The sequence below is a fragment of the Bauldia litoralis genome (genome assembly GCF_900104485.1).
GTDB lineage: Bacteria > Pseudomonadota > Alphaproteobacteria > Rhizobiales > Kaistiaceae > Bauldia > Bauldia litoralis.
The window spans coordinates 242699-266544 of sequence record NZ_FMXQ01000007.1 but is presented as its reverse complement, the minus strand read 5'-3'; the positions used below and the strand labels follow the sequence as shown (position 1 = coordinate 266544).

Sequence of the window (23846 nt, the reverse complement as noted above, 5' to 3'; positions counted from 1 at the left end):
TCAGTTGCCTCGGGCGTCGCGAAGTACGTGCCGGATCCTGTCCGGCGTCGCCGGCATCGCATCGATCGCGATGCCGAAGGGCGAAAGCGCGTCGGTGATCGCGCTGATGACGGCGGCCGGCGCGCCGATCGCCCCGCCTTCGCCGACGCCCTTCGCCTGCGTCACCGATTCCGGGGAGATCGTTTCCATGTGGTGGATCTCGATGGTCGGGATTTCCATTGCCGTGGGTGGCAGGTAGTCGGCCAGCGAAGTGGTCAGCAGCGTCCCGTGCTCGTCATAGACGAGTTCCTCGAACAGGGCGTTGGCGATGCCCTGGGCGACGCCGCCGGTGATCTGGCCGTCGACGATCAGCGGATTGATGAGCTTGCCGGCATCCTCGACCACGATGAAACGCTCGATACGGACGCCGCCCGTGTCGGGGTCGACCTCGACCACCGCGATATGACAGGCATTGGAAAAGGTGCCGTCGGGATCGTAGAAGCCGTGCTCCTTCAGCCCGCCGCCGAGGTCGCCAAATTGATGGCTGCCGTGGTGCATGGCGCGGGCCAGTTCGCCGATGCGCAGCGAACGGTTGGTGCCGCTCGCGGTGGCAATCCCGTCCTTCAGTTCGATCGTATCGCTCTCGACCTCGAGCAACTGGGCCGCGGCGCTGCGGAGCTTGGTCGCGATCTTGTCCGCCGCGAGATGGCTTGCGCCGCCGGCGATCACCATCGAGCGGCTGGCGAAGGTTCCCCAGCCATATGGCGTTGTGTCGGTGTCCCCGGAAATCACCCGCACATCCTCCGGCGCCAGTCCGATCCGGTCGGCGACGAGTTGGGCAAGCGCGGTCTTCAGCCCTTGCCCGTGGGGCGAGGAACCGATCCGCAGGGTCACCCGGCCGGACGGGTCCATCTCGCAATCGACGGTCTCGTAGCCTGGAACGATCTCCATCTTCCGCGCGGCGTAGGCGGATGTGCCGTAGCCCGTCCTTTCGGCGAAGACCGAAAGCCCGATCCCGAGATAGCGTCCCTGCTCGCGCGCCTGTTGCTGGCGGACGCGGAAGGCCGGAATGTCGGCAATGCGAACCGCCGCTTCCATGGCTTCGAGGTAGGAACCCTCGTCATAGACCAACCCGGTCGGCGAGCGATACGGGAACGCCGCGATGAGATTGCGCCGCCGGATCTCCACCGGGTCGATACCCAGCTGGATCGCGGCGCGATCCATCAGTTGCTCCATGGTGAAGGTGAGCATCGGCCGCGCCACGCCGCGATACGGCGCCATCATGCAGGTATTCGTCGTCACGCCGCGCGACCGGACGCCGTATTCCGGCACGACATAGGGACCCGGCAGTTCCGCGAAGGCCATCAGCGGCTCGACCCCGCACGAAACCGGGTAGCAGGAGAATGCCCCGACATTCGACAGGAGGTCGGCATCGATCGCCAGCAGGCGCCCCTCGCCATCAAAGGCGCCGCTGATGGTGAACCGCTGGTCGCGGCTATGCGCCGAGGCGAGAAAATTCTCCCGCCGGTCCTCGATCCAGGCGACCTTGCGCTTCAGCCGCCGCGCCGCCCAGACCAGCGCGATATATTCTGGAAACAGCGACATCTTCTGGCCGAAGCCGCCGCCGACTTCCGGGGCAACCACCCGCAGGTCGGACTCGGGAATTCCCAGGACGTCGGCGATCCCGGTCCGCAGCATGTGCGGCATCTGAACCGATGCATGGAGGGTGACGCGACCGCTCGCCCGATCGTAGTCGGCTACCCCGCCGCGCGGCTCGAGCGGCATCGCCGACTGGCGCCCCGACTTGAGATCGAAGGAGACAACCGCGGCGGCCGAGGCGAACGCCGCGTCGACGCCTTCGGTGCGCATCCTGCCCTCGACCATGACGTTGCCAGGGGCTTCCGGATGAACCGCCCGCGCGCCCTCCGCCAGCGCCTCGTCAAAGGTCGTGATCGCATCTTCCGCGTCGATATCGACGAAGACGCTTTCGGCGAGATCCTCCGCCAGCGCCTCTGTCGCGGCGATGACCATCGCGACCGGCTGACCGGTAAAGGAGACGCGCTCCTTGGCCAGCACCGGATGCGGCACCCGCCGGTAATCCGGGCGATTGAGGACCGCCTGGATGTTGCCGACGTCGGAAAGATCGGCGGCGGTGAAGACGTCGCCGGCCATCTCGGCCGGATCGGGGCGCTCGATCTCGGTGATCACGCCCGCGGCAACGGGACTGCGCACAAACTTGACGGCCAGCGCGCCCTGCTTGAGGTCGGAAACGAAATGTCCCAACCCCATCAGCAATGTCGGATCCTCGAGCCGCGGCAGGCGGCGTCCGACCCAGTTCATGCCGTCGCCTCGTCCGCCGCTTCGGCGAGGGCGCGCGCCACGACCGTCGCGGTCAGGTCGCGGCGGTATTCCGCCGACCCGTGGATATCGCCATAGGGACTGACCAGCGTGCTGGCCAGCTTGCCCACCTCGGCGAAGGTCTCCGCCGTCGCCGGCTTGCCGACCAGCGCGGCCTCGAGGTCGGCCATCCGCTTGCCGTGATCGGCCACGCCGCCAAGCCCGACCCGGGCTGCGCTGATCGCGCCGCCCTCGACGCGCAGCGCCGTAAGCGCCATGGCCAGCGCGAAGTCGCCCTTGCGCCGTGAATATTCGTAAAAGCCCGTGCCCCATCCCGCGTCCAGCTTCGGCAACCGTATCGCGACCAGGATCTCGCCGGGTTCGACGGCGGTGGTGAAGCTGCCGCGGAAGAAGTCGGCGGCCGGCACCTCGCGATCACCCTCGGCGCTGCCGATCTTCATCGTCGCGTCGAGCGTCGCGGCGACCACGCACCATTCCGAGGCTGGATCGGCATGGCACAGGGATCCGCCAAAGGTCCCCCGGTTGCGGATCGGATAGTGGGCAATATTCGGCACGACCTTCGACAGCAACCGGCCAAGCGGACCGTCGCAAACCGGCTTGTGAAACGCGGCATGGCGCGTCATCGCGCCGATCACCAGTTCGCCGGGCGTTTCCTCGATGAAGTCGAGTTCCTTCACACCGTTCAGGTCGATCAGGACGTCAGGGCGCGCGAGACGAAAATTCATCGCCGCCACGAGGCTCTGGCCGCCGGCGATCACCCGGCCATCCGCCGCGTTCGCCTTGATCAGCTTCATGGCTTCCGCCAGTGTCGAAGGTGACTCATAGGAAAAGGCGGCGGGTTTCATATTTTAACCACATCAAAATTCGTTGATTTTTACTATCATTCCCCTCTTGCGCTGTCCAACCAAAATTAGGGTCCGGATATGGAACGACCGGGGCTTTGGCCGCCGAACCTCAAGGGTTCACAGGTCGGCCCGCACTGGCCGCATCGACAAGGTGTCCCGGCGGCATCGCACCCGATAGCAGCCTGATCGTTTCGATGACGATCATGTGACTGCTGTCAACATTATCTGAATTGACGATTGCGAAAACTGCAGCGAAATATCTCGCCATGGTGAGCGCCGAAAAGATTCGCTGGAGAAGGATACGCGTCGTCGTCGGTCTGGCGATTGCGCTTGTCCTGGCGGCCTATCCGGCTTTTTTCGCATCGACGACGCACGGCGCCGCTCAGGCGTTTGGTATGGTCGAGGTTACCGACGCCGGTTCGGCGGCGAGCGGCCACACCGGTCATATCGCGGGTGTGCGAGGTGATTGCCAGACGGCGGCGGACAGCCATTCCGGAATGGACGGCCCGTTCAGCCTCGACAACGACGGTTGTTGCGCCGATTCCTGCGCCCCGAGCATGGCGGTCCTTGTCGCCGCTGCGGAGTGTTCGAGCCTGCTCCCTGAGCAGTATGCCACGCCCGCCGACCCGGCGGCCCTTCTCGGCGCGTGCCTGCTCCCCATCCGGCCTCCCCAATAGTCGAACGCGGTCCTGCTCTCCTGTGAGAGCGCTGGCGTCCTTGGGATCGTGCGTCCTCAAGGACACGACACTACTCGTGTTCAGGCTGTTCATTGATGAAACCATTCCTGCTTGCCGGGCTCATTCCGGCACTGCTTGGCGGGTGCGTGTCCGCGCCTCTGTCAGATCCGCTGCCATTTCGATCGCCCTCCGATATTGACGTCGGTATCCGCAGCACCGCCGAAGGCGGCACTGTAGGCGAGTACAACAACCGGCAACCCCTGCCCCCGCGGAACTGGCGTCAGTTGAATGACGACCAGGGCCCCGACGGCGGAGGTGGATCGTGAAGGGCGTGTCGGCTTCGCGGCTCGCCGTCATCGCCGTGCCACTCATCCTCGGGGGATGCGTGACAGCGGCCGAAGTTGTCCAGTATTCCGCCGATGACGCGGGCTTTGCCACCGTCGCAATGAAATCATCGGAGGCTTCCGGCAAACAGACCGTTTGGGTCCAGTCCCGGGAACAGGCTACCGCGATCGCGCAGCAGGTTCACGAACGCGTCTACGGGCAGACCATCAGCGCCGACACGGCCGTGCAAGTCGCCCTGATCAACAACAAGGGCCTTCAGGCAGCCTATGCGGAGGTCGGCATTTCAGCCGCCGAGGTATGGCAGCAGGCCCTGCCGCAGAACCCGACCGTCTCGGTTGGCGCTCTTGGGATCGCGGCGCCTGCGCTCGGCGCATTTCGGGCCATCGAAGCCGTGATCGCCAACAACATCCTGGCCATGCTCACACTTAGGAGTCGCGTCGAGATCGCCGATACGCGCTTCAGGCAGGCGCAACTGACGGCCGTCCTCGAAACCCTCAGCCTTGCAGCGGCGACGCGGCGGGCCTGGATCGATACCGTGGCCGCCTTCGAAACGGTTGCCTATCTGAACCAGGCACAAGCGGCCGCCGATGCGGCGTCGGAGCTCGCCCAGCGATTGGGCGAAAGCGGCGCACTGCCCAAGGCGGGACAGGCGCGCGAGCACGTCTTCTATGCCGAACTCACTGGACAGAAGGCAGAGGCGCGGCTCGCCGCAAGATTGGCAAAGGAGCAACTTGCCCGCCTGATGGGGCTGTGGGGCGAGGACGTGGACTTCTTCGTGCCGGACGAACTCCCACCGCTCCCCAAGTCCGTCAAGGAGAAGAATGCGATCGAAGCCGAGGCGCTGCGCCGACGGATCGATCTCCAGATCGCCCGGTTGGAACTGGAGGCGGTCGCCCGCTCTTACGGTCTCACCGAAGCCACGCGATACGTCACCGATCTGGAGGTGATCGCAGGGATCGAAGCGGAACGCGAAGTCGAGGACGGCGATACCAGGACGGTGGTCACGCCGCAGGTAGAGTTCGAATTCGTCATCCCGATCTTCGACAGCGGCAAGGCGCGGCTTCGCAAGGCCGAACTGGCCCATATGCGCGCGGCGAACCTGCTTGCCGAGAAAGCGGTCAATGTCCGGTCCGAGGCGCGATCCGCCTATCTGGCCTATCGCTCGACCTACGACATTGCGCGCCACTATCGGAACAACGTCCTCCCCTTGCGCGTCGCGATCGAGGAGGAATCCCTCCTCACCTACAACGGCATGATCACCAACACATTCGAGTTGCTCGCCGACACGCGCGCGAGGATCAACGCAATCCTCCTTTCCACCAACGCCAAACGCGAATTCTGGCTGGCCGATCAGGAACTCTCGTCTGCGATCTACGGCGGCGGCTCGGGCGCTGCCGGCGCGGGTGGGCAGGCGACGGCCGTTCCCGACGGCGGCGGTGGAGCTCACTGAAAGGATGAACACGATGCTTAACAGACGCCAGATCCTGGGGGTCGGCGCGGCAAGCGCCGCTCTCGTCTCGACAAATGCCTGGACGAAGACCACCAACATGGGACTGCCGGAGGCCGCGTTGATGGAAACGGCGGCCACCCAGCCGCCGCTCCATCCCTCCACCGGCCCCGACTACCAGCCGGTGGTGACGCTCAACGGCTGGACCCTTCCGCACAGGATGAACAATGGTGTGAAGGAACTCCATCTCGTCGCCGAGCCGGTGGAGCGGGAGATGGCAGAGGGCATGACCGCCTATCTCTGGGGCTACAATGGCCAGTCGACCGGGCCGACGATCGAGGCCGTCGAGGGCGACCGCGTCCGGATCTTCGTCACCAACAAGCTTCCGGAACACACCTCGGTGCATTGGCACGGGATGATCCTGCCTTCGGGCATGGACGGTGTGGTCGGCCTCTCCCATCCAGGCATCCCGCCCGGCAAGACCTTCGTCTACGAGTTCGATCTCGTGAAGAGCGGGACGTTCATGTACCACCCGCACGCCGACGAGATGGTCCAGATGGCGATGGGGATGATGGGCATGTTCATCGTCCACCCCAGGGACCCGGCCTTCATGCCGGTCGATCGCGACTTCCTGATCATGCTCAACGCCTTCGACATCGACCCCGGCTCATATGTGCCGAAGGTCATGACGATGGTCGATTTCAATCTCTGGTGCTGGAACAGCCGCCTGTTTCCCGACATCGATCCATTGGTGGTGAACAAGCACGATCGCGTCCGGGTCCGGGTCGGCAACCTGACCATGACCAACCACCCCATCCACATGCACGGCTACGATTTCGAGGTGACCTGCACGGACGGCGGCTGGGTGCGGCCGGAAGCCCGGTGGCCGGAGGTCTCCATCGACATTCCGGTGGGGGCGATGCGGGCTTACGAGTTCGACGCGAAGTACGAAGGCGATTGGGCCATCCATTGTCACAAGTCGCACCACACGATGAACGCGATGGGCCATGACATCCCCACCTTCATCGGCGTCAACAAATCGGACCTGACGCGAAAGATCCGCGGGCTTCAGCCCGAATATATGCCGATGGGCACGGCGGGCATGGCCGACATGGGCGAGATGGAGATGCCGTTGCCGGACAACACGGTACCGATGATGTCGGGCTGGGGTCCCTACGGCGCCATCGAAATGGGCGGCATGTTTTCGGTCGTGAAGGTCCGCGAGGGGTTGGCCTCGGACGACTATTCCGACCCCGGGTGGTTCGAGAACCCTCCCGGGACGCAGGCCTACGAATGGACGGGAGAACTCCCTGATCTCGCCAGGGCCGAAAACGCCAGAACGACCATCACGCCGGGGAGGACGCGCACGAAGAGCTGAAACCGACGAACGAACCTAAAAATCCGGATCTGGACTCATCAAGGAAAGACGAATGACCAAAACACTGATCCTGTCTGCGTTGGCACTTCTCACTACGACGGCCGCTTTCGCCGAAGGCACCCATGCCGGAGGTCACGACCAGATGATGGTTGGCGTACCCGGAAATGCCTCGGAGATCTCCCGCACCATCAAGGTGAAGATGGCCGAAACCGACGATGGGGAGATGATCTTCAAGCCCTCGGTCATCGACGTTGAGCGTGGCGAAACCATCCGGTTCATCGTCATCAATTCCGGGGAACTCGACCATGAATTCGTTGTCGATGACCGCGAACGCAATCAGGAGCACAAGGCCCTGATGGCGAAATTTCCTGAAATGGAACACGACGATCCAAACGCCATTCGCCTCGCGCCGGGCGCAAGCGGCGAAATCCTCTGGAGCTTCGTCAATGACGGCGATTTCGAATTCGCCTGCCTGATCCCGGGACACTACGAGTCCGGGATGAGGGGCGACTTGAACGTCGTCGAGACGATGGCGCGCAACTGACTCAACCCCGCCTGTCATCAGGCATTCTGAAAAGGACTGACCAATGAACTGGTTCACGAAGCTGACGCTTGCCGCTGCCCTTGCCTCGATCGTCAGCCCCGCTGCATTCGCGGCTGAGTACACGAAAGGCGTCGTCAAGAAGGTCGATGTCACGGCAAAGAAAGTGACCATCATCCATGAGGAACTGACGAACCTTGATATGCCGGCAATGACCATGGTCTTCCGCACGGCGGATGACGCGATGCTCGAGCAGTTGGCGGAGGGCGAAACCATCGAGTTCGTCGCCGATCGTGTCGACGGCAAGCTGACGGTCGTCGAGATCAAGTGATCGAAATCCTGCCCGGCAGCGGTCAACGGCTGCCTGGCACTGACTGGCGCCGACCGGCGATCGACCGGTCGGCGTCGTCCATGATGGGCGGTCCCGACGGGCGTTCGGTCAGGCCGCGCAGCGCCAATAGCCCGCATACCCGACCCGCAACCCGCGATCGAGTTCAAACAGCAGGTCGGCCTGATCGTTGTCCGCAGTTGGCATCACGACAAGTCGCGCCCCGTCGGTCTCGAATGCAACGGCGGCGTCTGTCGCGTCCGCTTCCTCGCTCCCGACGAGCCTGACCAGCCGACCGCTGAGTTTCATGACACCGGTGGCGCCGTCCTTCGCGACAACGAGGACGGGCGGACTCCGGACGGCCCGCTCGAATGAACAGGACGCCGCACCACCGATGGTTCCCGAAATCTCTTCGTCAGTCAGGCCTTCAAGGTCGAGCACCGCAACCTCGGCCGATGCCAGCGCTTCGTCCAACGTTGCCGGCTCAGCCGGCCGAGTGCCCAGAGGCCACGCGTCTCCGGCGTCTCCGTTCGCCTCGATATCGTGAATAAGGTATCGCATCTCGGCGATTTCCTTGTTCTGCGCAGCGACGATTTCGTCGGCGAGCTTGCGGACGCGAGGGTCCGAGAGTCCGGCGCGCTTGGAGGTCATGATGGCGATGGAATGGTGGGGAATCATCGCCCGCATGTAGCTGAGGTCACCCACCGTGACCTGGCTGCGGACCAGCCAGAGCGCCGCGCCGAATACGACAAACGCAGCGGCCATGATGATCCAGTTCGCCGCGGTGTTCTTGTACATCCCCCACATGAAACCGAGCATGATGACGGCCATGATCGCCCCCATGACGATCGCCATGTAAGTGCGGGTTTCACTGAAGTATACATGCTCGAATACATAGGTATTGAAGTACATCAGGATGAACATGACGATCGTTGAGGTGGCGATCATCGCCCCGAATCGAAGATAGGACATTGGTGGATAAGCCTCCGTTTCGTCATCGCGCATACCCCCGAAGGGTATATACACAACGCGGCGGCGGCCGAATTGTTCCAGAGTCCCTGGCGGCCCGGACCAAAGACCGACGGCAGTGCTCGGCATCCATTGACGTCCTCGGGCATTGCCGCAGGCCAGTGATCTGCCACAATAAGGACGCGTCTGAGACCTAGGCTGACAGAATGGTGGTTGCCCGACTCATCGTCATCATTTCGCTGCTGGCAGGCTTGGCGTCCTATGCCCATGCCGACACATTGGTCGGCGATGCCGTCACGGTCGTCGAGGCGACGGACCCGCATCCCCACGCCGGGGATGGATCCCATGCGATCGACGACGAACGTCATTCCCACACGTCCGGGCAGGAGGACTCACCGTTGCATTGCGGTGGAGCGATCCTGTTTTCCGCCATGACGGCGATCGACCACCCTTGCGATGCGTCGTTGCCGCCACGCGACTTGGCGAATGCCTCGCTCTGTGGCACGGCCCCATCTCCACGGCATCCCCCTCCCCGCGTCTGACCCTTTCGGATTTACGGCATTATCGGATCATGCGGCATGTCTGCGCATGGTCCGGTTCCTGACATTCTGAAGGCCAGGACAGACGAAATGAGATTTGCTTCGATTTCGATCGCGGCGGTTGTCGCAATTGCTGGCGCCGTCGGGGGCGTGTTCGCCCATGGCGGTGCGACGGGCATCGTCGGTGACCGGATGAACGGCATGATGGACATGGCGCAATCGGTCAAAACGCTCTCCCAGTCATTCGCGGGCGGCGCGTTTGATCCGGCTGTCGTCAGGCAGGCCGCCCGAGTCATCGAGGGTCACGCCGGGGAGACCATGCTGCAGCTTTTTCCAGAGGGAAGCCTCGATTCCCCATCGGTGGCCACACCGGAGATCTGGACAAACTGGACGGAGTTCTCGCGGCTCGCCATCAGGCTGAGGCAGTTGGCCGCCGAACTCGTCGCGGCTGCCGACCGGGACGGGTCACCACCCGTGCCCGCGCCGGTCGTATCCGGGCCGGAGGCTCCGGGCGACATGTGGGCGTCGCTCGACGAGCGAGCCTTGCTCGGCCTCAAGCCGCAACCCAGGGTATCGACGCGCGCAACTGAGGCACCGGCGGAGATCGGACCGTCGCCCCAGGCCCTGTTTGCCGAGATTACCGATGCCTGCGCCAGTTGCCACGCGGCGTTCCGGGAAGCGAACTGATGAAGATCGCCCTCGCCGCGCTCGCCATAGTCGTTCTGGCAACCATTTCGCTGGGTGCCTTCATTACGATGCCCGCTGGTCTTGATCCCATCCAGATCGAGGCGACCGCGCCCAATGTGAAACGCGGCGCCTATCTGGCCCGCGTCGCCGGGTGCGTGGCCTGCCACACCGATGCTTCCGGCGGCGGCGCGCCATTCGCCGGCGGCGTTGCCCTCGAGAGCAAGTTCGGAACCTTCTACTCGCCGAACATCACGCAGGATGCCCAATCCGGCATCGGTGACTGGTCGCTTGAGGATTTTGCGCGGGCATTGCGACATGGAATCTCGCCGGGAGGCACACCCTACTACCCGGCATTTCCCTATGCCTTCTATGCCTCGTTGAACGACCGGGACGTATCCGACCTATGGGCCGCGCTTCGCACGGTTCCGGCGGACGCCACGCCGTCGCGAGACCACGATGTCGGCTTTCCGTTCAGCCTGCGCTCGGGGCTACGGGTCTGGCGCGCCGTATTCGCCGCCCCGCCGGTCGTCGAGACCGACCCCGCGCGGAGCGCGGCCTGGAACCGGGGCAGGTTCATTGCCGACGGACTTGCCCATTGCGGCGCCTGTCACACGCCCCGCAACCTGGCCGGTGCGCCCATGCTGGAGAGAGCCTACACCGGCGATCCGGCAATGCTCGACGGCGGATCGTCGCCGCCGATCGACGCGGCCACGCTGCGGGCCAACGGGTGGACGCGCGAGGCCCTGATCACAGCGTTGCGGACAGGAATCGCACCCGACGGCGATGTCCTGGGCGGGTCGATGAAGGAAGTCGTCAGCGACGGGACATCCTACCTCCTGCCCCTGCACCTGGAAGATCTCGCGACCTTCCTTCTGGACGAGGATTGAGACGCCTGCCGCAGGACAAGCAGCGCGCCGGTATCGGCGTCGCGGCCAGCACGGGTCCAATCAAGAGCGGTCATGCCAAACCAAAGAGGTCATCACTTGATTTCACGAAGACGATTCATGCAGGCGGCCGGTGTCGTGGCCGCCAGCCCGTTCCTCCCCCGCATGTCGCTCGCCGGCACAGGTGATTTCCTGGAGTTGACCGCGCGTCCGGGCACGGCTCCCTTGCTAGGCGAAGGAAGCCCGGAGGTGCCGATATGGGGATATGATGGCGCCGTTCCCGGCCCGATCATCCGGGGGCGGAAGGGCGGCACCATTCGCGTCCGGTTTCGCAACGAACTGGACCAGCCGACCTCGATCCATTGGCACGGTATCCGGATCGAGAACAGCATGGACGGAGTTGCGGGATTGACCCAGCCGGCAGTGGAGCCAGGAGATACCTTCGACTACGTTTTCACCGTACCCGATGCCGGCACCTACTGGTATCACGCCCACAATCGAAGCTGGGAACAGGTGGAGCGCGGTCTCTACGGCGCCCTTATCGTCGACGAAGCCGAACCGGCATTCGCCCCGGCGCAGGACGTCACGCTGGTTCTCGATGACTGGCGGGTGAGTCCATCCGGCCGGATCGATGAAGGCTTCGGCGATATGGGCGACTGGTCCCACGGCGGGCGTCTCGGCAACTGGCTGACGATCAATGGCGCAACGCGTCCGGACATCCCCCTGGCTGCGGGGAGGACCTCCCGGGTCCGGCTCATCAATGCGGCGAACGCCCGGATCCTGGAACTGGACCTGGAGTCGCTGGGTGCGACGGTCGTCGCCTATGACGGCCAGCCGCTCGCCGCGCCGGAGGCGCTTGCCTATAATCCCTTCCTGCTTGGGCCCGGCCAACGGATGGACCTGCTGGTGACGCCAGGAGCGCCGGGCACGCTCGCGCTGATCGAAATGTCCGGGGACCCGTTCGCTTTCGGCCAGTTCGTGGTCACGCCGGCGGATGATCAGGAGGCAGAGGCGCCGGCGCTGCTTCCCAACCTCCTCCCCGAGCCGGACCTTGCCAATGCCGTCGAATTCGACCTCGACATGGCCGGCGGAATGATGGGGCGAATGACAGGCGCGATCGTCGACGGACGATACCTGGAAGGCGAAGAGCTGTTCGCATCCAGACAGGTTTGGGCCTTCAATGGCGTGGCGGGCCTGTCGCCAGAGCCCTTCTTTGGTGTGGAACGCGGCACGTCGGTCATCCTCAACGTGACCAACGACACCGCCTTCCCGCACGCGATGCATGTCCATGGTCACCACTTCCGGATCGTGGCGCGCAGCGACAGCGAGATCGACCACAGGCCGTGGCGAGACACCTTCCTGATTGGCCCGACACAAACGACCAGGATTGCGTTTGTCGCCGACAACCCCGGTAAATGGCTCTTCCATTGTCACATGCTGGAGCACCAGGCCGCCGGAATGAAGACGTGGTTCGAAGTCACCTGAGCTGACGCGAGAGCGTCATGTGGATTTCCTCGATCGAAGTCACGATTTTGTGCGGATGCGTTAATTTTCCTGCGACGGCAGGGATGTTAGCGTGTCAGCCATGATCCGGCGCATTTTCGCACTCGCCTTCATTGCCGTCTTCACCCTGGCCCTCAGCGGACACGCGCCGCTCTCGGCCCTGAAGAAGGCCGCGGCCGGCGCGGATATCGTCTACGATCAGGCCTCCGACACGACCGATCCGGTGGTGATCAGCCGGGTCGGCTGCGGCAGCGGCACCGGCAGTTGCTCGTTCGAGGCTGTTACCCCTCATCCGGCACCGCTCCACCCGCGCACCCGGCTGGCGTCCGTGAGTTGGCTGACCACGGGCGCGAAACTGTCCCGGATCCCGTTCGGTCCCGACCTGCGTCCGCCCATTCCTGCGTCGTGATACGCACCGCCGCCTTTCCAGGGTGGCGCCCTCATCAGACACAGGAGACATTCCACGATGCTGGACCGCAGACTGTTTATTCTTGGCTTGGGCGCGACGATGGTCGCACCGGCTTCCGCCGTTGCCCATAGCACCTTCAAGCTTGATCCGAAGTATCAACCCCAACGCGTGAAGTACCGTGGCTACGCACCCGGAACGCTGGTCGTCGATCCCCGGAACCGTTTTCTCTACTTCGTCGAGCGCGGCGGATATGCGACCCGATATGGCGTCGGTGTCGGTCGCGCCGGCCTCAGCCTCAAAGGTAGCGCAACGGTCGGCCGCAAGGCCAAGTGGCCGTCTTGGACGCCGACCAAGGCGATGATCAAGCGGTCGCCGAAACAGTATGCCCGCTACGCCAATGGCGTCCCGGGCGGCCCTGGCAACCCGCTCGGCTCCCGCGCGCTCTACCTCTATCGTGGCGGGACCGACACGATGTACCGCATCCATGGGACGACACAGCCCAGCTCGATCGGCCGCGCCGTTTCCAACGGGTGCATCCGCATGATCAATGCCCATGTGGAGCAGCTGTACGAGCGGGTCCCGGTCGGCGCCAGGGTCGTCATCCTCTAGGTCGCACCAGATCGGGCAAGCAGCCTCCCACGGTGCTTGCCCGATCCGGCTGTCGATCACGCATGACCTGTCCCGCCGCGACAGGCCGCCCGGCACACATGCAGATCGCAGAGCTGATTCGGCGGTGAGCAGCCGTCAGGGCTGGTCGTCGCTCAGGCTGCGCAGGAACTGCACCAGGTCATCCGCTTCCGTGGCCGACAGTCCGAGAGGCGCCAGGATGGCTTCGCCATCCGCGTGCAGGCGCTCCATGTCGATCGTATTGTAGTGGCGCACGACGGCCCGGAGATCGGCAAGGCTTCCGTCATGCATGTAGGGCGCCGTCCGCGCGGCCCCGCGAAGCCCCGGCACGCGGAAGGTGCCGAAGTCGGAATGCAACGGTCGAACCTGTCTCACCGCCCATGCGCCCTGCTGCTCGGGATCGTCGGAATACGGGCCCGCCAGGGTGTAGGGGCTGGCCTTCAACGCCTCGAGACCGCCATGGCGTCCCGTGTCGACCCGCGTCTCGGTGATGAAATAGGGCACGCCTGCGTCGTGGAATTCTCCATTGGTGAAGGCCGGGCCGGTATGACAGAGCGCGCAGTTGCCGCGCCCGAGGAAGATCTTCAGACCGCGTTGCGCGGCTTCCGGATAGAGCGCTGCCGTAGCCAGGTCGCCCGCCTCCAGCGCGTCGCGGAACCTGTCGAATGAGGTCGGGCCCGTGACCAGTGTCTCCTGAAAGGCGGCCAGAGCTTTCGCGATATTGACCAGGACATCGTCCGCGTCCTGCCCCGCGGGCGGACCGAAGACCGCGGCATAGTCATCCGCCCAGCGGCTCGTCACCAGCGCCTGCTTGAGGCCCGCCGCGTCCTGGTCCATCTCATCGGCGTTGACGATGGGCGTCAGGCTTTGCGCCCAGAGATTGTCGGTGTCGCCCGACCAGCCAAACCAGCGATGTGCCGGCAGGTTGACCAGCGCCAGCGCATTGCGGTCCAGAAGCACCTTGCCATTCGCGCGGGCGCGGGGTTCGGCGAAGCCGTGGGCGGGGTCGTGGCAGCTGGCGCAGGCCATCGTTCCGTCGCGTGACAGTACCGGATCGGAGAACAGGCCCTCCCCCAGGGCAATGGCCGCGGGCAGCCCGGAGACACGGTTGCTGGGGTCGGGCTCGAACGCCGGGGGCCACGGCCCATGGGAGAGCGCCCGGGCGATCTCATCCTCGCTCAGGAGGACCTCGGCCTGCGCCGCTGAAACCAGCATGAGGCCAACCAGCAGACACAGACGACCAAGAGTGCGCCTGATCACCGGGCCTCGACCTCCAGGGTGTAGAATACCGGCTCGCCATCGCCGAAAGCCGCGACCTGCACCTGCCAGCTTCCCGGCATATGGAACACCATCCCCGAGACCGAGAACCGCCCGTCATCCAGGGCCGTCACGACGGGCTCATAGTTCATCCCGTGCTGATGGGCGGGCATGATCGCCGAGACCTCGACCCGCTGGATCGCCGGGGCATCCTCGCCGCAAAAGACCAACTGCATCTCGAAGGGCTGCGACAAGCGGCCGGGCGCCAGTGTGGCATAGGCGACAAGCGACGCCGTCGCCTCGGGCGTCAACGCAAGCGCGTCCGGATCGGGAGCGCAGGCCAGTGCCGGCGCCGCCGACAGGCCTGCCAAGAAGGCCAGGACTCTCATTCGGCCGCCAGCATGGCTTCGGCATTCTCGAAGGCGATCTTGCGCGCGATGTCCTGCGGCAGCAGCGCCAGCCATTCCCGCGAATAGTCCGCATGGGATGCGACATAGTACCAGCGCTCCGGCGCGAAGGTATCCGTTCCCACCATGAAGCGGTCGGGGAATGCGGTGAAGGCCGCCGCCCATTCGGGATCGAGCCCGTCGCTGCCCAGCATGTCGGAACGATAGGCCAGGTCGGACCAGAGCCCGGGATGGGCCGAAAGCGCCTCGGTGACCTCGTCCGGGCGCGCGAAGCCGGAATGCGCCCAGAGCACCCGGGCTTCCGGCCAGCTTGCGAAGATCAGGTCCAGCGCTTCACGGTCGCCATGGTGATGCAACAGCAGGTCACGCTCCCGCGCCAGTGCGATCATGCGCTGGATCACATCGGTGCCGATGTCGTCGCCATAGGCGTGGAACTCGCCGATCGCTTCGTAATCGAAGGCCGACAGGCGGTCTTCGAGATAGTCGATCACGGTCGGATCATGCATCCACGTGCTGATCTCGCCGCGCTTCCGGTAGGGCCGAAGGGCTGGCACGACAATTTCGGGCGCCGCGGCCTTGAGCTTCTGGGTACCGTCGTCGTCGGAACTGGAAACGAGCGCCTTCTTGATGCCCGCCTCGCGCAGGATCTTCGCCACCTGGTCGGGCGGCACCTGCAGGACCGCGTCATGGCTGTAATGGATGTGGGCATCGAAGATGGGCAGGTCCTGCGCGTCGGCGGCGGCGGTGCAGGCGCAGAGCAGGGCTGCTGCGGCAAGGCTGCGGATCATCGGCTCTTCCTATCTCGACCTTCGGCTTGCCACCACTATTCACCACCCTGCTCCGCGACGGAAGGATCGATCGGCAGGTAACAAGGGATCTCGGTCGACCCGGGGCGCGCCGGTTGCGCGGCTCGCGCGACCGACTGGTGCGGACGGTGGGAATCGAACCCACATGGAGTTGCCTCCGAGGGATTTTAAGTCCCTTGCGTCTACCAATTCCGCCACGTCCGCTGCCGGCTTCTGGGTAAGCCGAGCCTGCCGGGATGGCAAGGGAGGCAACGCCTTGCCTTTGCCCGGTCGCGGCTTCTCACATCCCATTCCACGATCTATCGCAAGATATATCTTGACGATCGACGGCGCCTTCCCTAGCTATATCGCTCGATATAACGAACGGAGGTCGAATAATGCACGGTTGTCACTCTCACCACCCCCACCACGGTGTCTGGCACGGCGCCGGACGCCACGGTCCGCGCGGCTTCGGCCATCGCGGCGGGCCCTTTGGCGGCCGCTTCCGCGGGCCGCCGGACCCGTTCCGCGGCGGCAAGATGTTCGCCGACGGCGATCTCAGGCTGGTGGTTCTCGCCCTGCTCGCCGAGCAGCCGCGCCACGGCTATGACGTCATCAAGGCCCTCGAGGAGCGGTCGCACGGTGCCTACAGCCCGAGCCCCGGCGTCATCTACCCGACCCTCACCTACCTCGAGGAAGCGGGCTATGCCGATGCCAGCGCCGAGGGCAACAAGAAGGTCTACACGATCACCGATGCCGGACGCGCGCATCTCGAGGAGAACCGCGACGTCGCCCTCGGCATCCTCGCCGAGATGGCGGCGGTCGGCGAGAAGGTCGCCAGGGCCCGCGCCTGGTACGAGCAGCGCGAGGGCGGCGGCGACACCGACATTCCCGGCGTCATCGCCGAGGTCAACGAGGCGCGGCGAACGCTGAAGGCGGCGATTGCCGGCAAGCTCGACGCCGGCGAAGACGAGCAGCGGCGACTGGCGGAAATTTTGCGCGACGCCGCCGCCGCGATCCGCGGCGAGCCCTCCTGAATCGTCCGCATTTCCGGTCATCATGCGTGACCTGACCTGAAGCCGGCCGGCTGTGACCGTCATCACAGCCGGCCGGCTTTTGCCTGTGTAATGGGGATATCGGACGGAACGCGTCCGCGCGGCCTCACGCCGCCCGCGGATATTTTCATGACGGAGACTGACGAGAATGGCGAAGTACCGCGCTCACCTGCCGCAAATCTCAGGCGACGAGATTTTCCTCACCGATGGCGGCCTTGAGACCTTCCTGATCTTCCAGGAAAATATTGACCTCCCCTACTTCGCCGCCTTCGACCTGATGAAGAACGATGCCGGTCGCGACATGCTGCGGGCCTATTACCGCCCCTTCGCCGAGATGGCGGTCGACAGCGGCCTCGGCTACGTCCTCGAATCGCCGACCTGGCGCGCCAGTCCCGACTGGGGTGCCAGGCTCGGCTACAGCGACCGCGCCACGGTCGCGATGAATCACGAGGCGATCGCGCTGATGCAGGAGTTGCGGCGCGACTTCGAGACGCCGCGCACGCCGATGGTGATCAGCGGCTGCGTCGGCCCGCGCGGCGATGGCTATGTCGCCGACAACGCGATGACCGCCGAACAGGCCGAGCACTACCACGCGCCCCAGATCCACGCCTTTCGCCGCGCCGATGCCGACATGGTGACGGCGGTGACGATGAACTACGTCAACGAGGCGATCGGCATCGCCCGCGCCGCGGCGAAGGCCGACATGCCGGTGGTCATCTCCTTCACCGTCGAGACCGACGGGCGGCTGCCGACCGGCCAGACGCTGAAGGACGCGATCTCGACCGTCGACCTCGCGACCGGATCGGCGCCCACCTACTACATGATCAACTGCGCCCACCCGACCCACTTCGATGACATCTTCGATGGCGACGCGACCTGGATCCAGCGCATCCAGGGCCTGCGCGCCAACGCCTCGACGATGAGCCATGCCGAACTCGACAACGCCACCGAACTCGACGACGGCGATCCCCGGGACCTAGGCCAACGCTACGCCGAGCTCCGGCGCAAGCAGCCGCAATTGACGGTGATGGGCGGCTGTTGCGGCACGGACCACCGCCACGTCCGGGAAATCTGCCTCGCCTGCATGGCGGTTGCCTGACGCCCTGCCCTTGCCCGTGAACCGTCGATGAACGCCCGGCTCAGCGGCGGTTCAAACCGGCGGCGCGAAACTGCACCCACGATGCCCGATGCATGTGGGAGCCTCGCCATGGACAGGACCCGACTCCGCTCGATCGCCGCCACCCTGCAGGTGCTCGCCGCCGCCGGCGGCTCGCTTCGCCCGATGATCGGCGTCACGGTGGACGCGCTGCTCGCCGACGGCGCGACGACTTTTCCGGATAGACCCATGACGCGTCGCATTGCCCCGCCGCTCAGCCTCGAACCCGCCGTCGTCGGCCGCACGATGCGCTATCCGCGCCCGCGGCCGAAGGCGTCGCGCGGCCGCGAATGACGGGCAGCGCGCCTCAGCGCTTGAGGTAGTCGGCGAAGGCTTCCTTGTAGTCCGGGTGCCAGCGCGACAACGGTACCCGGTTCTCGGCGATGTCGCCGGCCGCCCAGACGATCCGCTTGGCGTCGACCTCCCGGGTCACGTCATTGTCCGGGCAGATGATGTAGAAGTCGCCCTTCCCCGACGCCTCCAGCAGCAGGTCGATGACCTGGTCCGGCCACCAGGCGCCATCCGGCTTCTCGGTCGCACCGCCGGCGGTCATCGCCGTATGGGTCCAGCCCGGCACCAGCAGATGGGCGCTGACCCGGCAGCCCTCGGTGTTGCGCAATTCGTGCTGGAGCCCCTCGGTCAGCACCTTCACCCCCGCCTTGGAGACGTTGTAGGCGGTGTCGCCGGGCGGGCAGGTGATCCCCTGCTTCGAGCCGGTGTTGACGATCATCGCATCGGTGCCCTGGCCGATCATCGCCGGGGTGAAGGCATGGACGCCGTTGATCACGCCCCACAGGTTGACGCCGATCACCCGCTGCCAGCGGTCATAGTGATCGAACGGGCCGCCACCCGGCGCTGTCCCGGCGTTGTTCATCAGCACGGCGACATCGCCAAAGGCGTCGTAGGCGCGCTCCCGCAAAGCCTGGACCTCCTCCATCCGACTGACGTCGCACGGCACGGTGATGACCTGGACATCGCCACCGGGCGTCGCCTCATCGATCACGGCGGCCGCCGCGTCGAGCGCCGACGGGTCGAGATCGGCGATGGCGATCTTCATGCCGAGGCCGGCGAACCGCTTGGCCGCGGCCAGCCCGATGCCGGAGGCGCCACCGGTGATGACGGCGGCGCGGCCGGCCTGGAGGGCGGGATGATTGGCCATGGGAAATTCTCCTCGTTCTCTTCTGTCTTGTCGGGTTCGGCTGGCGAGTGCGGGCTTCTAGACCATCACCTCGTCGAGCATCGCGCGGTAATCCTCGGCGCTTGCCTCGCGCGGGTTGGTGGCGTGGCTGTGATCGGCCAGCGCCCGGACGACCACCCAGGGCAGCACGTCCTCGGCAAGCCCCAGCGTCTTCAGCCCGGCCGGAATGCCGATCCGGGCGTTCAGCGCCTCGCATTCGGCGGCAAGGTCGGCGGTCTCGGGCAGGCCGATCGCGGCGTTGAGGCGGGCGAGCTTGTCGCCGGAGACGGGCGCGTTGAAGCGGATCACCGGCGGCAGCAGGATGGCGTTCAGCGTGCCGTGATGGAGGTTCGGCTCCTTGAGCCCGCCCAGCGCATGCGACAGCGCGTGAATGGCGCCGAGCCCCTTCTGGAAGGTCATGCCGCCTTCGAGCGCGCCCATCATCATCTCGGTGCGCACGTCGAGGTCGCCGCCGTTCGACACGGCGCTTTCGATGTTCCGCCAGATGCGGCCGGCGCCGTCGAGGGCGATCGCCTCGGCCGGCGGGTTGAAGCGCGGCGACAGCAGCGTCTCGACGCAGTGGCTGAAGCCGTCGAGCCCGGTCGCGGCGGTCAGCCACGGCGGCAGGCCGAGCGTCAGTTCCGGGTCGCAGACCGCCCGGGCGGGAATGAGATGGGCGCTGATGAAGCCGAGCTTGCGGCCGTCGTCGAGGGTGATCAGCGCCGCGCGGCCGACCTCGGAGCCGGTGCCGGCGGTGGTCGGAATCGCGACCAGCGGCGCCACCGGCCCGACCCGCGCCACGCCGCCATAGATCGCGGCATACTCCTCCAGCGGGCCGGCGTGAGTGGCCATCAGCGCGACGCCCTTGGCAAGGTCGATCGGCGAGCCGCCGCCGGCCGCCACCAGCCCGTCGCAGGCTTTGTCCTTGTAGACCGCCAGCGCCGCCTTTGCCGCCGCCTCGGTCGGGTTGGTCGGCACGTCGAGGAAGACCGGCGACGCGTCGGGGCAAAGGGCGGCGATCCTCGCGACCAGACCGGTCTGTTCCAGCCCGCGGTCGCTGACGATCAGCGGACGGGTGATGTCGAGCGCGGTCAGTTGGTCCGGCAGCGTCGTCAGTGCGCCGGCGCCGAATTCGATCGTGGTGAGATAGTTGATGATGGCCACTGTCGCCCTCCGCCCTTGGGTCATGCGGAAGCACACCTAGCGCCAAACCGCCGGGAGATAAACCGGCGCGGCGGTGCGCTCTCAGACTTTGTCCGGCCCGGGCTCCGCGTCTTTCTTCTTCGGCAGGGTCTCCTCGACATGGCGGAGCAGGAAAAGCACGGCGAAGCCGAGGATCGTCGCCAGAAAGGCGACCGCATAGACGCCGATGCCGACCGCCGTGCCGATCGCCCCCGCCAGCCACAGGCCGGCGCCCGTCGTCAGGCCATGCACGCCGCCGCGCGCCTGGATGATCGTGCCGGCGGCGAGGAAGGCGACGCCGGCCGTCACCGCCTCGACGACGCGGATCGGATCGGTGCGGTCGCCAGGGCCCTCGGCCCGGCCCATCAGTTCAAGCGTGATCACCGAGAAGGTCGCCGCCGCAAGCCCGACGAGGATATGCGTGCGCAGCCCGGCCGGTCGCGCCCGCCACTCCCGGTCGAGGCCGATGACGGCGCAGAGCAGGCAGGCCAGCCCCAGCCGGAAGACCATGACCCCGATGCCGAGATCGGTGTCGAGCAGGGACTGGAAGGACAGGTCGGACGGCACGGTTCACCCGGGATCGCGCCCGGAGGAATCCGGGCTATTCCGGGATAACCCGCTTGCCCGGCCGTGGTTCCCGGCCCGACCGCCCGGGTCAGCCTTCGGCGGTCAGTCCGGCCGCCTCGATCCCGGCGGTCGCGGCCGCCTCGTCGTTGTCTGACACGTCGCCCGACACGCCGACGGCGCCGATCACCGCGCCGTCCTTGTCCTTGACCAGCACGCCGCCGGCGACCGGCACCAGCGCCCCGACCACATGCGCGGCGCCGGCCAGGAAATGCGGCCGCTCGACCGCCATCTCGCCCAGCTTTCGCGAGCCGATGCCAAAGGCCAGCGCGCCGGCTGCCTTGCCCTGGGCGACCTCGAAGCGGCGCAGGCTGGTGCCGTCCTCGCTGGCCGCGGCGACCACCGCCGACCGCGCGTCGAGCACGACGATGCTCAGCGGATTGAAGTTGGCTTTCCGGGCATGGGCGAGCGCGGCCGCGACAATGGTCTGGGCGGTCGAAAGGGAGAGAGCCATCATGAAATCTTTCTTCTGTTATTTCTCGCCCTGGGCGATCGGCGGCTGGAAGCTGTAGCCCATGTCCCAGGGGAAATAGATCCAGGTGTCCTGGCTGACCTCGGTGATGAAGGTGTCGACCAGCGGCTGGCCGGCCGGCTTGGCATACATGGTGGCGTAATGGCACTTCGGCACCATCGCCCGCACCACCTTGGCGGTCGCCCCGGTATCGACCAGGTCGTCGACCACCAGGATGCCGGCGCCATCGCCGCCGCCGAGGTCGATGAAGGACTGCCCGACCGGCTTGAGGACCTCGAGGCCGCCCTGCTCCTTGTAGTCGTGATAGGAGGCGACGCAGACCGTCTCGATCAGCCGGATGCCGAGTTCACGGGCGATGACCGCCGCCGGCACCAGCCCGCCACGGGTGACGCAGACAATCGCCTGCCACGACCCCTTGTCGGAAAGTCTCCAGGCCAGCGCCCGCGCGTCGCGGTGAAACTGGTCCCATGAAACCGGAAATGCCTTGTCGGCCCTCGGATCGGCCATGCCCCGCCCCTTTTCGTTCATTGATGGTGGCGGACCATCGGCCCGCCGGGAAACCATGCCAAGCCAGCCGGCCGGCGGTCCACAGGAAAATCAGGGGTCGACGCGGGTTCCGGCCCTTGCGGCGGTTAGCATCGCCTCGACTGCGGCCGTCGCCTGGTCGAGCCGGGCCTCGTCGCGCGAGCGCAGCACCAGCGTCGTGGTGAAGCCGACGCCTTCCTGGAACCCCGGATAGCTGCCCATCGACACGTCCGGGAAGTCCTTCTGCAACTGGCCCAGCGGCGCGGCGACGTCGCCCTCCTTCAACCCGGCGGGGATCGAGCGCGACAGCATCTTCGTGCCGGTCGCCAGCGTCGGCGCCAGCGCATCGAGCATCGCCTGCATGATCGTCGGCACGCCGGCCATGACATGGACATTCTTGATCGAGAAGCCCGGCGCCTTCGACACGCTGTTGGCGATCAGCGCCGCGCCTTCCGGGATCCGCGCCATGCGCAGCCGCGCCTCGTTGAGCTGGTCGGCCGGGATCCGTTCAAGCAGCAGCGCCTTGGCCCGCGGGTCGATGTCGATCGGCACGCCGAGCGCCTTGGCGACGGAGTCGGCGGTGATGTCGTCATGGGTCGGCCCGATGCCGCCGGTGGTGAAGACATGGGTGTAGCGCTCGCGCAGCGCGTTGACCGCCGCGACGATGTCGTCCTCGACATCCGAGACGATCCGGACCTCGCGGACATCAATGCCGATCGCGGTCAGGTATTCGGCAATGTAGCCGATATTCTTGTCCTTCGTCCGCCCGGAGAGGATTTCGTCGCCAATCACCAGAATGGCCGCGGTGACGATGGGTTGGTCCGCTTGTTCCGCCATGGCGGTCTCCTTGGGCTCGCGAGGGTTGGCAGCCAATACACCCGGCTTGCATGCCCGACAACCTGCGGCTAGGAGCGGCCCCATGCGTTTCCCCTCCCCGCTGATCGAAGCGCGGCTGATCCGCCGCTACAAGCGCTTCCTCGCCGATGTCGAACTTGCCGGCGGCGAGATCGTCACCGTCCACTGCGCCAATCCCGGCGCGATGGCCGGTCTGACATCGCCGGGCGCCCGCGTCCTCCTCTCCCGCTCCACCAATCTGAAGCGCAAGCTGCCGCTGTCCTGGGAGATGATCGAGACGGAGACCGGCCTGGTCGGCATCAACACCGCGCTCCCCAACCGGCTCGCCGAGGAGGCCATACTGGCCGGCGCGATCCCGGGCCTCGCCGGCTATGCCACGATGAAGCGGGAGGTGCGCTACGGCCGCAACTCGCGGATCGACATCCTGCTCACCGGGCCCGGACGGCCCGACACCTATGTCGAGGTCAAGAATGTCCACTTCCTTCGCCAGACGGGGCTGGCCGAATTTCCGGACTCGGTGACGGCGCGCGGCGCCAAGCACCTGGCCGAATTGTCGGACGCGGTCGCCGCCGGCCATCGCGCCGTGATGGTCTACATGGTCCAGCGCGGCGACGCCGACCGCATGGCGATTGCCGGCGACATGGACCCTGCCTATGCCGCCGCCTTCGACCTCGCGCGGGCCGCCGGCGTCGAGATGCTGGCCTGCCGTTGCGCCCTGTCGGCCGAGGAAATCGTCGTCGACGGCCTCCTTCCGGTTGTCGGCCGCTCCTGACATCGCCCTTGTATCGCGCGGCCAGAATCGTCATATCCTGAGCCTCGGAAAATCCTGCTGAAT

General features: G+C 65.9%; 27 protein-coding genes and 1 tRNA gene. 15 read left to right on the top strand and 13 right to left on the bottom strand.

Annotated features, from left to right (window positions below; genetic code table 11):
* Positions 1 to 2319: a xanthine dehydrogenase family protein molybdopterin-binding subunit gene (locus tag BLT60_RS17525; RefSeq protein WP_090878340.1), complete on the bottom strand. Its 2319-nt coding sequence runs from the start codon at positions 2317 to 2319 to the stop codon at positions 1 to 3.
* Positions 2316 to 3182 (bottom strand): FAD binding domain-containing protein, encoded by an 867-nt coding sequence (locus BLT60_RS17520; RefSeq protein WP_090878338.1) that lies wholly within the window; start codon positions 3180 to 3182, stop codon positions 2316 to 2318. The genes BLT60_RS17525 and BLT60_RS17520 overlap by 4 nt, the downstream gene beginning before the upstream one ends.
* Positions 3183 to 3412: 230 nt before the next feature.
* Between BLT60_RS17520 and BLT60_RS17515 the strand changes: the two genes are divergently transcribed.
* The 5 genes from BLT60_RS17515 to BLT60_RS17495 all read left to right on the top strand — a co-directional run bounded on the left by BLT60_RS17515 (position 3413) and on the right by BLT60_RS17495 (position 7901).
* Positions 3413 to 3859, top strand: coding sequence for a hypothetical protein (locus tag BLT60_RS17515; RefSeq protein ID WP_139167878.1), 447 nt, complete (start codon positions 3413 to 3415; stop codon positions 3857 to 3859).
* Positions 3860 to 4181: 322 nt separating this feature from the next.
* A complete protein-coding gene (locus BLT60_RS17510; protein ID WP_425285029.1) occupies positions 4182 to 5654 on the top strand; it encodes a TolC family protein in 1473 nt (490 codons plus the stop codon).
* A 13-nt stretch (positions 5655 to 5667) separates the two neighbouring features.
* A complete protein-coding gene (locus tag BLT60_RS17505) occupies positions 5668 to 7029 on the top strand; it encodes a multicopper oxidase family protein (RefSeq protein ID WP_090878480.1) in 1362 nt (453 codons plus the stop codon).
* A 52-nt stretch (positions 7030 to 7081) separates the two neighbouring features.
* The gene (locus BLT60_RS17500) at positions 7082 to 7573 is read left to right on the top strand and encodes a cupredoxin domain-containing protein (RefSeq protein ID WP_090878334.1); all 492 of its coding nucleotides are present in this window, start codon (positions 7082 to 7084) and stop codon (positions 7571 to 7573) included.
* A 43-nt stretch (positions 7574 to 7616) separates the two neighbouring features.
* Positions 7617 to 7901, top strand: a complete 285-nt coding sequence (locus BLT60_RS17495) for a copper-binding protein (protein ID WP_090878332.1) — start codon at positions 7617 to 7619, stop codon at positions 7899 to 7901.
* A gap of 108 nt (positions 7902 to 8009) precedes the next feature.
* Here BLT60_RS17495 and BLT60_RS17490 read toward each other — a convergent pair whose 3' ends face one another.
* Positions 8010 to 8846 carry a DUF305 domain-containing protein gene (locus BLT60_RS17490; protein ID WP_244521313.1) on the bottom strand — a complete coding sequence of 279 codons (837 nt, stop codon included), beginning with the start codon at positions 8844 to 8846 and terminating at the stop codon, positions 8010 to 8012.
* Between the two features lie 227 nt (positions 8847 to 9073).
* Between BLT60_RS17490 and BLT60_RS24105 the strand changes: the two genes are divergently transcribed.
* The 6 genes from BLT60_RS24105 to BLT60_RS17465 all read left to right on the top strand — a co-directional run bounded on the left by BLT60_RS24105 (position 9074) and on the right by BLT60_RS17465 (position 13498).
* Positions 9074 to 9409 carry a hypothetical protein gene (locus tag BLT60_RS24105; protein WP_139167877.1) on the top strand — a complete coding sequence of 112 codons (336 nt, stop codon included), beginning with the start codon at positions 9074 to 9076 and terminating at the stop codon, positions 9407 to 9409.
* 36 nt (positions 9410 to 9445) lie between these two features.
* On the top strand, positions 9446 to 10093 hold the full coding sequence (locus tag BLT60_RS17485; RefSeq protein WP_090878329.1) for a c-type cytochrome: 648 nt from the start codon (positions 9446 to 9448) through the stop codon (positions 10091 to 10093).
* Entirely contained in the window at positions 10093 to 10980 is an 888-nt protein-coding gene (locus BLT60_RS17480) for a c-type cytochrome (protein WP_090878327.1), read from the top strand. The genes BLT60_RS17485 and BLT60_RS17480 overlap by 1 nt, the downstream gene beginning before the upstream one ends.
* A 246-nt stretch (positions 10981 to 11226) precedes the next feature.
* Positions 11227 to 12462, top strand: coding sequence for a multicopper oxidase family protein (locus BLT60_RS17475; protein WP_244521312.1), 1236 nt, complete (start codon positions 11227 to 11229; stop codon positions 12460 to 12462).
* A 91-nt stretch (positions 12463 to 12553) separates the two neighbouring features.
* Positions 12554 to 12889 (top strand): hypothetical protein, encoded by a 336-nt coding sequence (locus BLT60_RS17470; protein ID WP_139167876.1) that lies wholly within the window; start codon positions 12554 to 12556, stop codon positions 12887 to 12889.
* Positions 12890 to 12946: 57 nt separating this feature from the next.
* Positions 12947 to 13498 (top strand): L,D-transpeptidase, encoded by a 552-nt coding sequence (locus tag BLT60_RS17465; protein WP_090878321.1) that lies wholly within the window; start codon positions 12947 to 12949, stop codon positions 13496 to 13498.
* 135 nt (positions 13499 to 13633) lie between these two features.
* On the opposite strand, the gene BLT60_RS17460 is transcribed toward BLT60_RS17465, so the two are convergent.
* From BLT60_RS17460 to BLT60_RS17445, 4 genes are all read right to left on the bottom strand, one after another.
* The gene (locus tag BLT60_RS17460; RefSeq protein ID WP_090878319.1) at positions 13634 to 14731 is read right to left on the bottom strand and encodes a cytochrome-c peroxidase; all 1098 of its coding nucleotides are present in this window, start codon (positions 14729 to 14731) and stop codon (positions 13634 to 13636) included.
* Positions 14732 to 14772: 41 nt separating this feature from the next.
* A complete protein-coding gene (locus tag BLT60_RS17455; protein WP_090878317.1) occupies positions 14773 to 15162 on the bottom strand; it encodes a FixH family protein in 390 nt (129 codons plus the stop codon).
* Positions 15159 to 15968 (bottom strand): amidohydrolase family protein, encoded by an 810-nt coding sequence (locus BLT60_RS17450; RefSeq protein ID WP_090878315.1) that lies wholly within the window; start codon positions 15966 to 15968, stop codon positions 15159 to 15161. The genes BLT60_RS17455 and BLT60_RS17450 overlap by 4 nt, the downstream gene beginning before the upstream one ends.
* 135 nt (positions 15969 to 16103) lie before the next feature.
* Positions 16104 to 16190: transfer RNA gene (locus tag BLT60_RS17445), tRNA-Leu, on the bottom strand.
* A 173-nt stretch (positions 16191 to 16363) separates the two neighbouring features.
* On the opposite strand from BLT60_RS17445, the gene BLT60_RS17440 reads away from it, so the two are divergent.
* The 3 genes from BLT60_RS17440 (at position 16364) to BLT60_RS17430 (ending at position 18470) form a co-directional block, all read left to right on the top strand.
* Positions 16364 to 17002 carry a PadR family transcriptional regulator gene (locus BLT60_RS17440; RefSeq protein WP_090878312.1) on the top strand — a complete coding sequence of 213 codons (639 nt, stop codon included), beginning with the start codon at positions 16364 to 16366 and terminating at the stop codon, positions 17000 to 17002.
* Positions 17003 to 17168: 166 nt separating this feature from the next.
* Positions 17169 to 18119 carry a homocysteine S-methyltransferase family protein gene (locus BLT60_RS17435; RefSeq protein ID WP_090878310.1) on the top strand — a complete coding sequence of 317 codons (951 nt, stop codon included), beginning with the start codon at positions 17169 to 17171 and terminating at the stop codon, positions 18117 to 18119.
* Positions 18120 to 18227: 108 nt separating this feature from the next.
* Positions 18228 to 18470, top strand: a complete 243-nt coding sequence (locus BLT60_RS17430) for a hypothetical protein (RefSeq protein ID WP_090878308.1) — start codon at positions 18228 to 18230, stop codon at positions 18468 to 18470.
* 13 nt (positions 18471 to 18483) lie between these two features.
* Here the strand turns inward: BLT60_RS17430 and BLT60_RS17425 are convergent, their stop codons facing one another.
* From BLT60_RS17425 to BLT60_RS17400, 6 genes are all read right to left on the bottom strand, one after another.
* Positions 18484 to 19335 carry an SDR family NAD(P)-dependent oxidoreductase gene (locus BLT60_RS17425; RefSeq protein WP_090878306.1) on the bottom strand — a complete coding sequence of 284 codons (852 nt, stop codon included), beginning with the start codon at positions 19333 to 19335 and terminating at the stop codon, positions 18484 to 18486.
* 57 nt (positions 19336 to 19392) lie between these two features.
* A complete protein-coding gene (locus tag BLT60_RS17420; protein WP_090878304.1) occupies positions 19393 to 20517 on the bottom strand; it encodes an iron-containing alcohol dehydrogenase in 1125 nt (374 codons plus the stop codon).
* A gap of 81 nt (positions 20518 to 20598) precedes the next feature.
* Entirely contained in the window at positions 20599 to 21102 is a 504-nt protein-coding gene (locus tag BLT60_RS17415) for an MgtC/SapB family protein (protein WP_244521311.1), read from the bottom strand.
* A gap of 88 nt (positions 21103 to 21190) precedes the next feature.
* Entirely contained in the window at positions 21191 to 21616 is a 426-nt protein-coding gene (locus tag BLT60_RS17410; RefSeq protein WP_090878302.1) for a GlcG/HbpS family heme-binding protein, read from the bottom strand.
* A 15-nt stretch (positions 21617 to 21631) separates the two neighbouring features.
* Positions 21632 to 22138, bottom strand: a complete 507-nt coding sequence (gpt, locus tag BLT60_RS17405; RefSeq protein ID WP_090878476.1) for a xanthine phosphoribosyltransferase — start codon at positions 22136 to 22138, stop codon at positions 21632 to 21634.
* Positions 22139 to 22228: 90 nt separating this feature from the next.
* The gene (locus BLT60_RS17400; RefSeq protein WP_090878301.1) at positions 22229 to 22993 is read right to left on the bottom strand and encodes a competence/damage-inducible protein A; all 765 of its coding nucleotides are present in this window, start codon (positions 22991 to 22993) and stop codon (positions 22229 to 22231) included.
* Positions 22994 to 23075: 82 nt separating this feature from the next.
* On the opposite strand from BLT60_RS17400, the gene sfsA reads away from it, so the two are divergent.
* Complete coding sequence (gene sfsA, locus BLT60_RS17395) at positions 23076 to 23783, top strand: DNA/RNA nuclease SfsA (protein ID WP_090878299.1); 708 nt, start codon at positions 23076 to 23078, stop codon at positions 23781 to 23783.
* Positions 23784 to 23846: the final 63 nt, after the last annotated feature.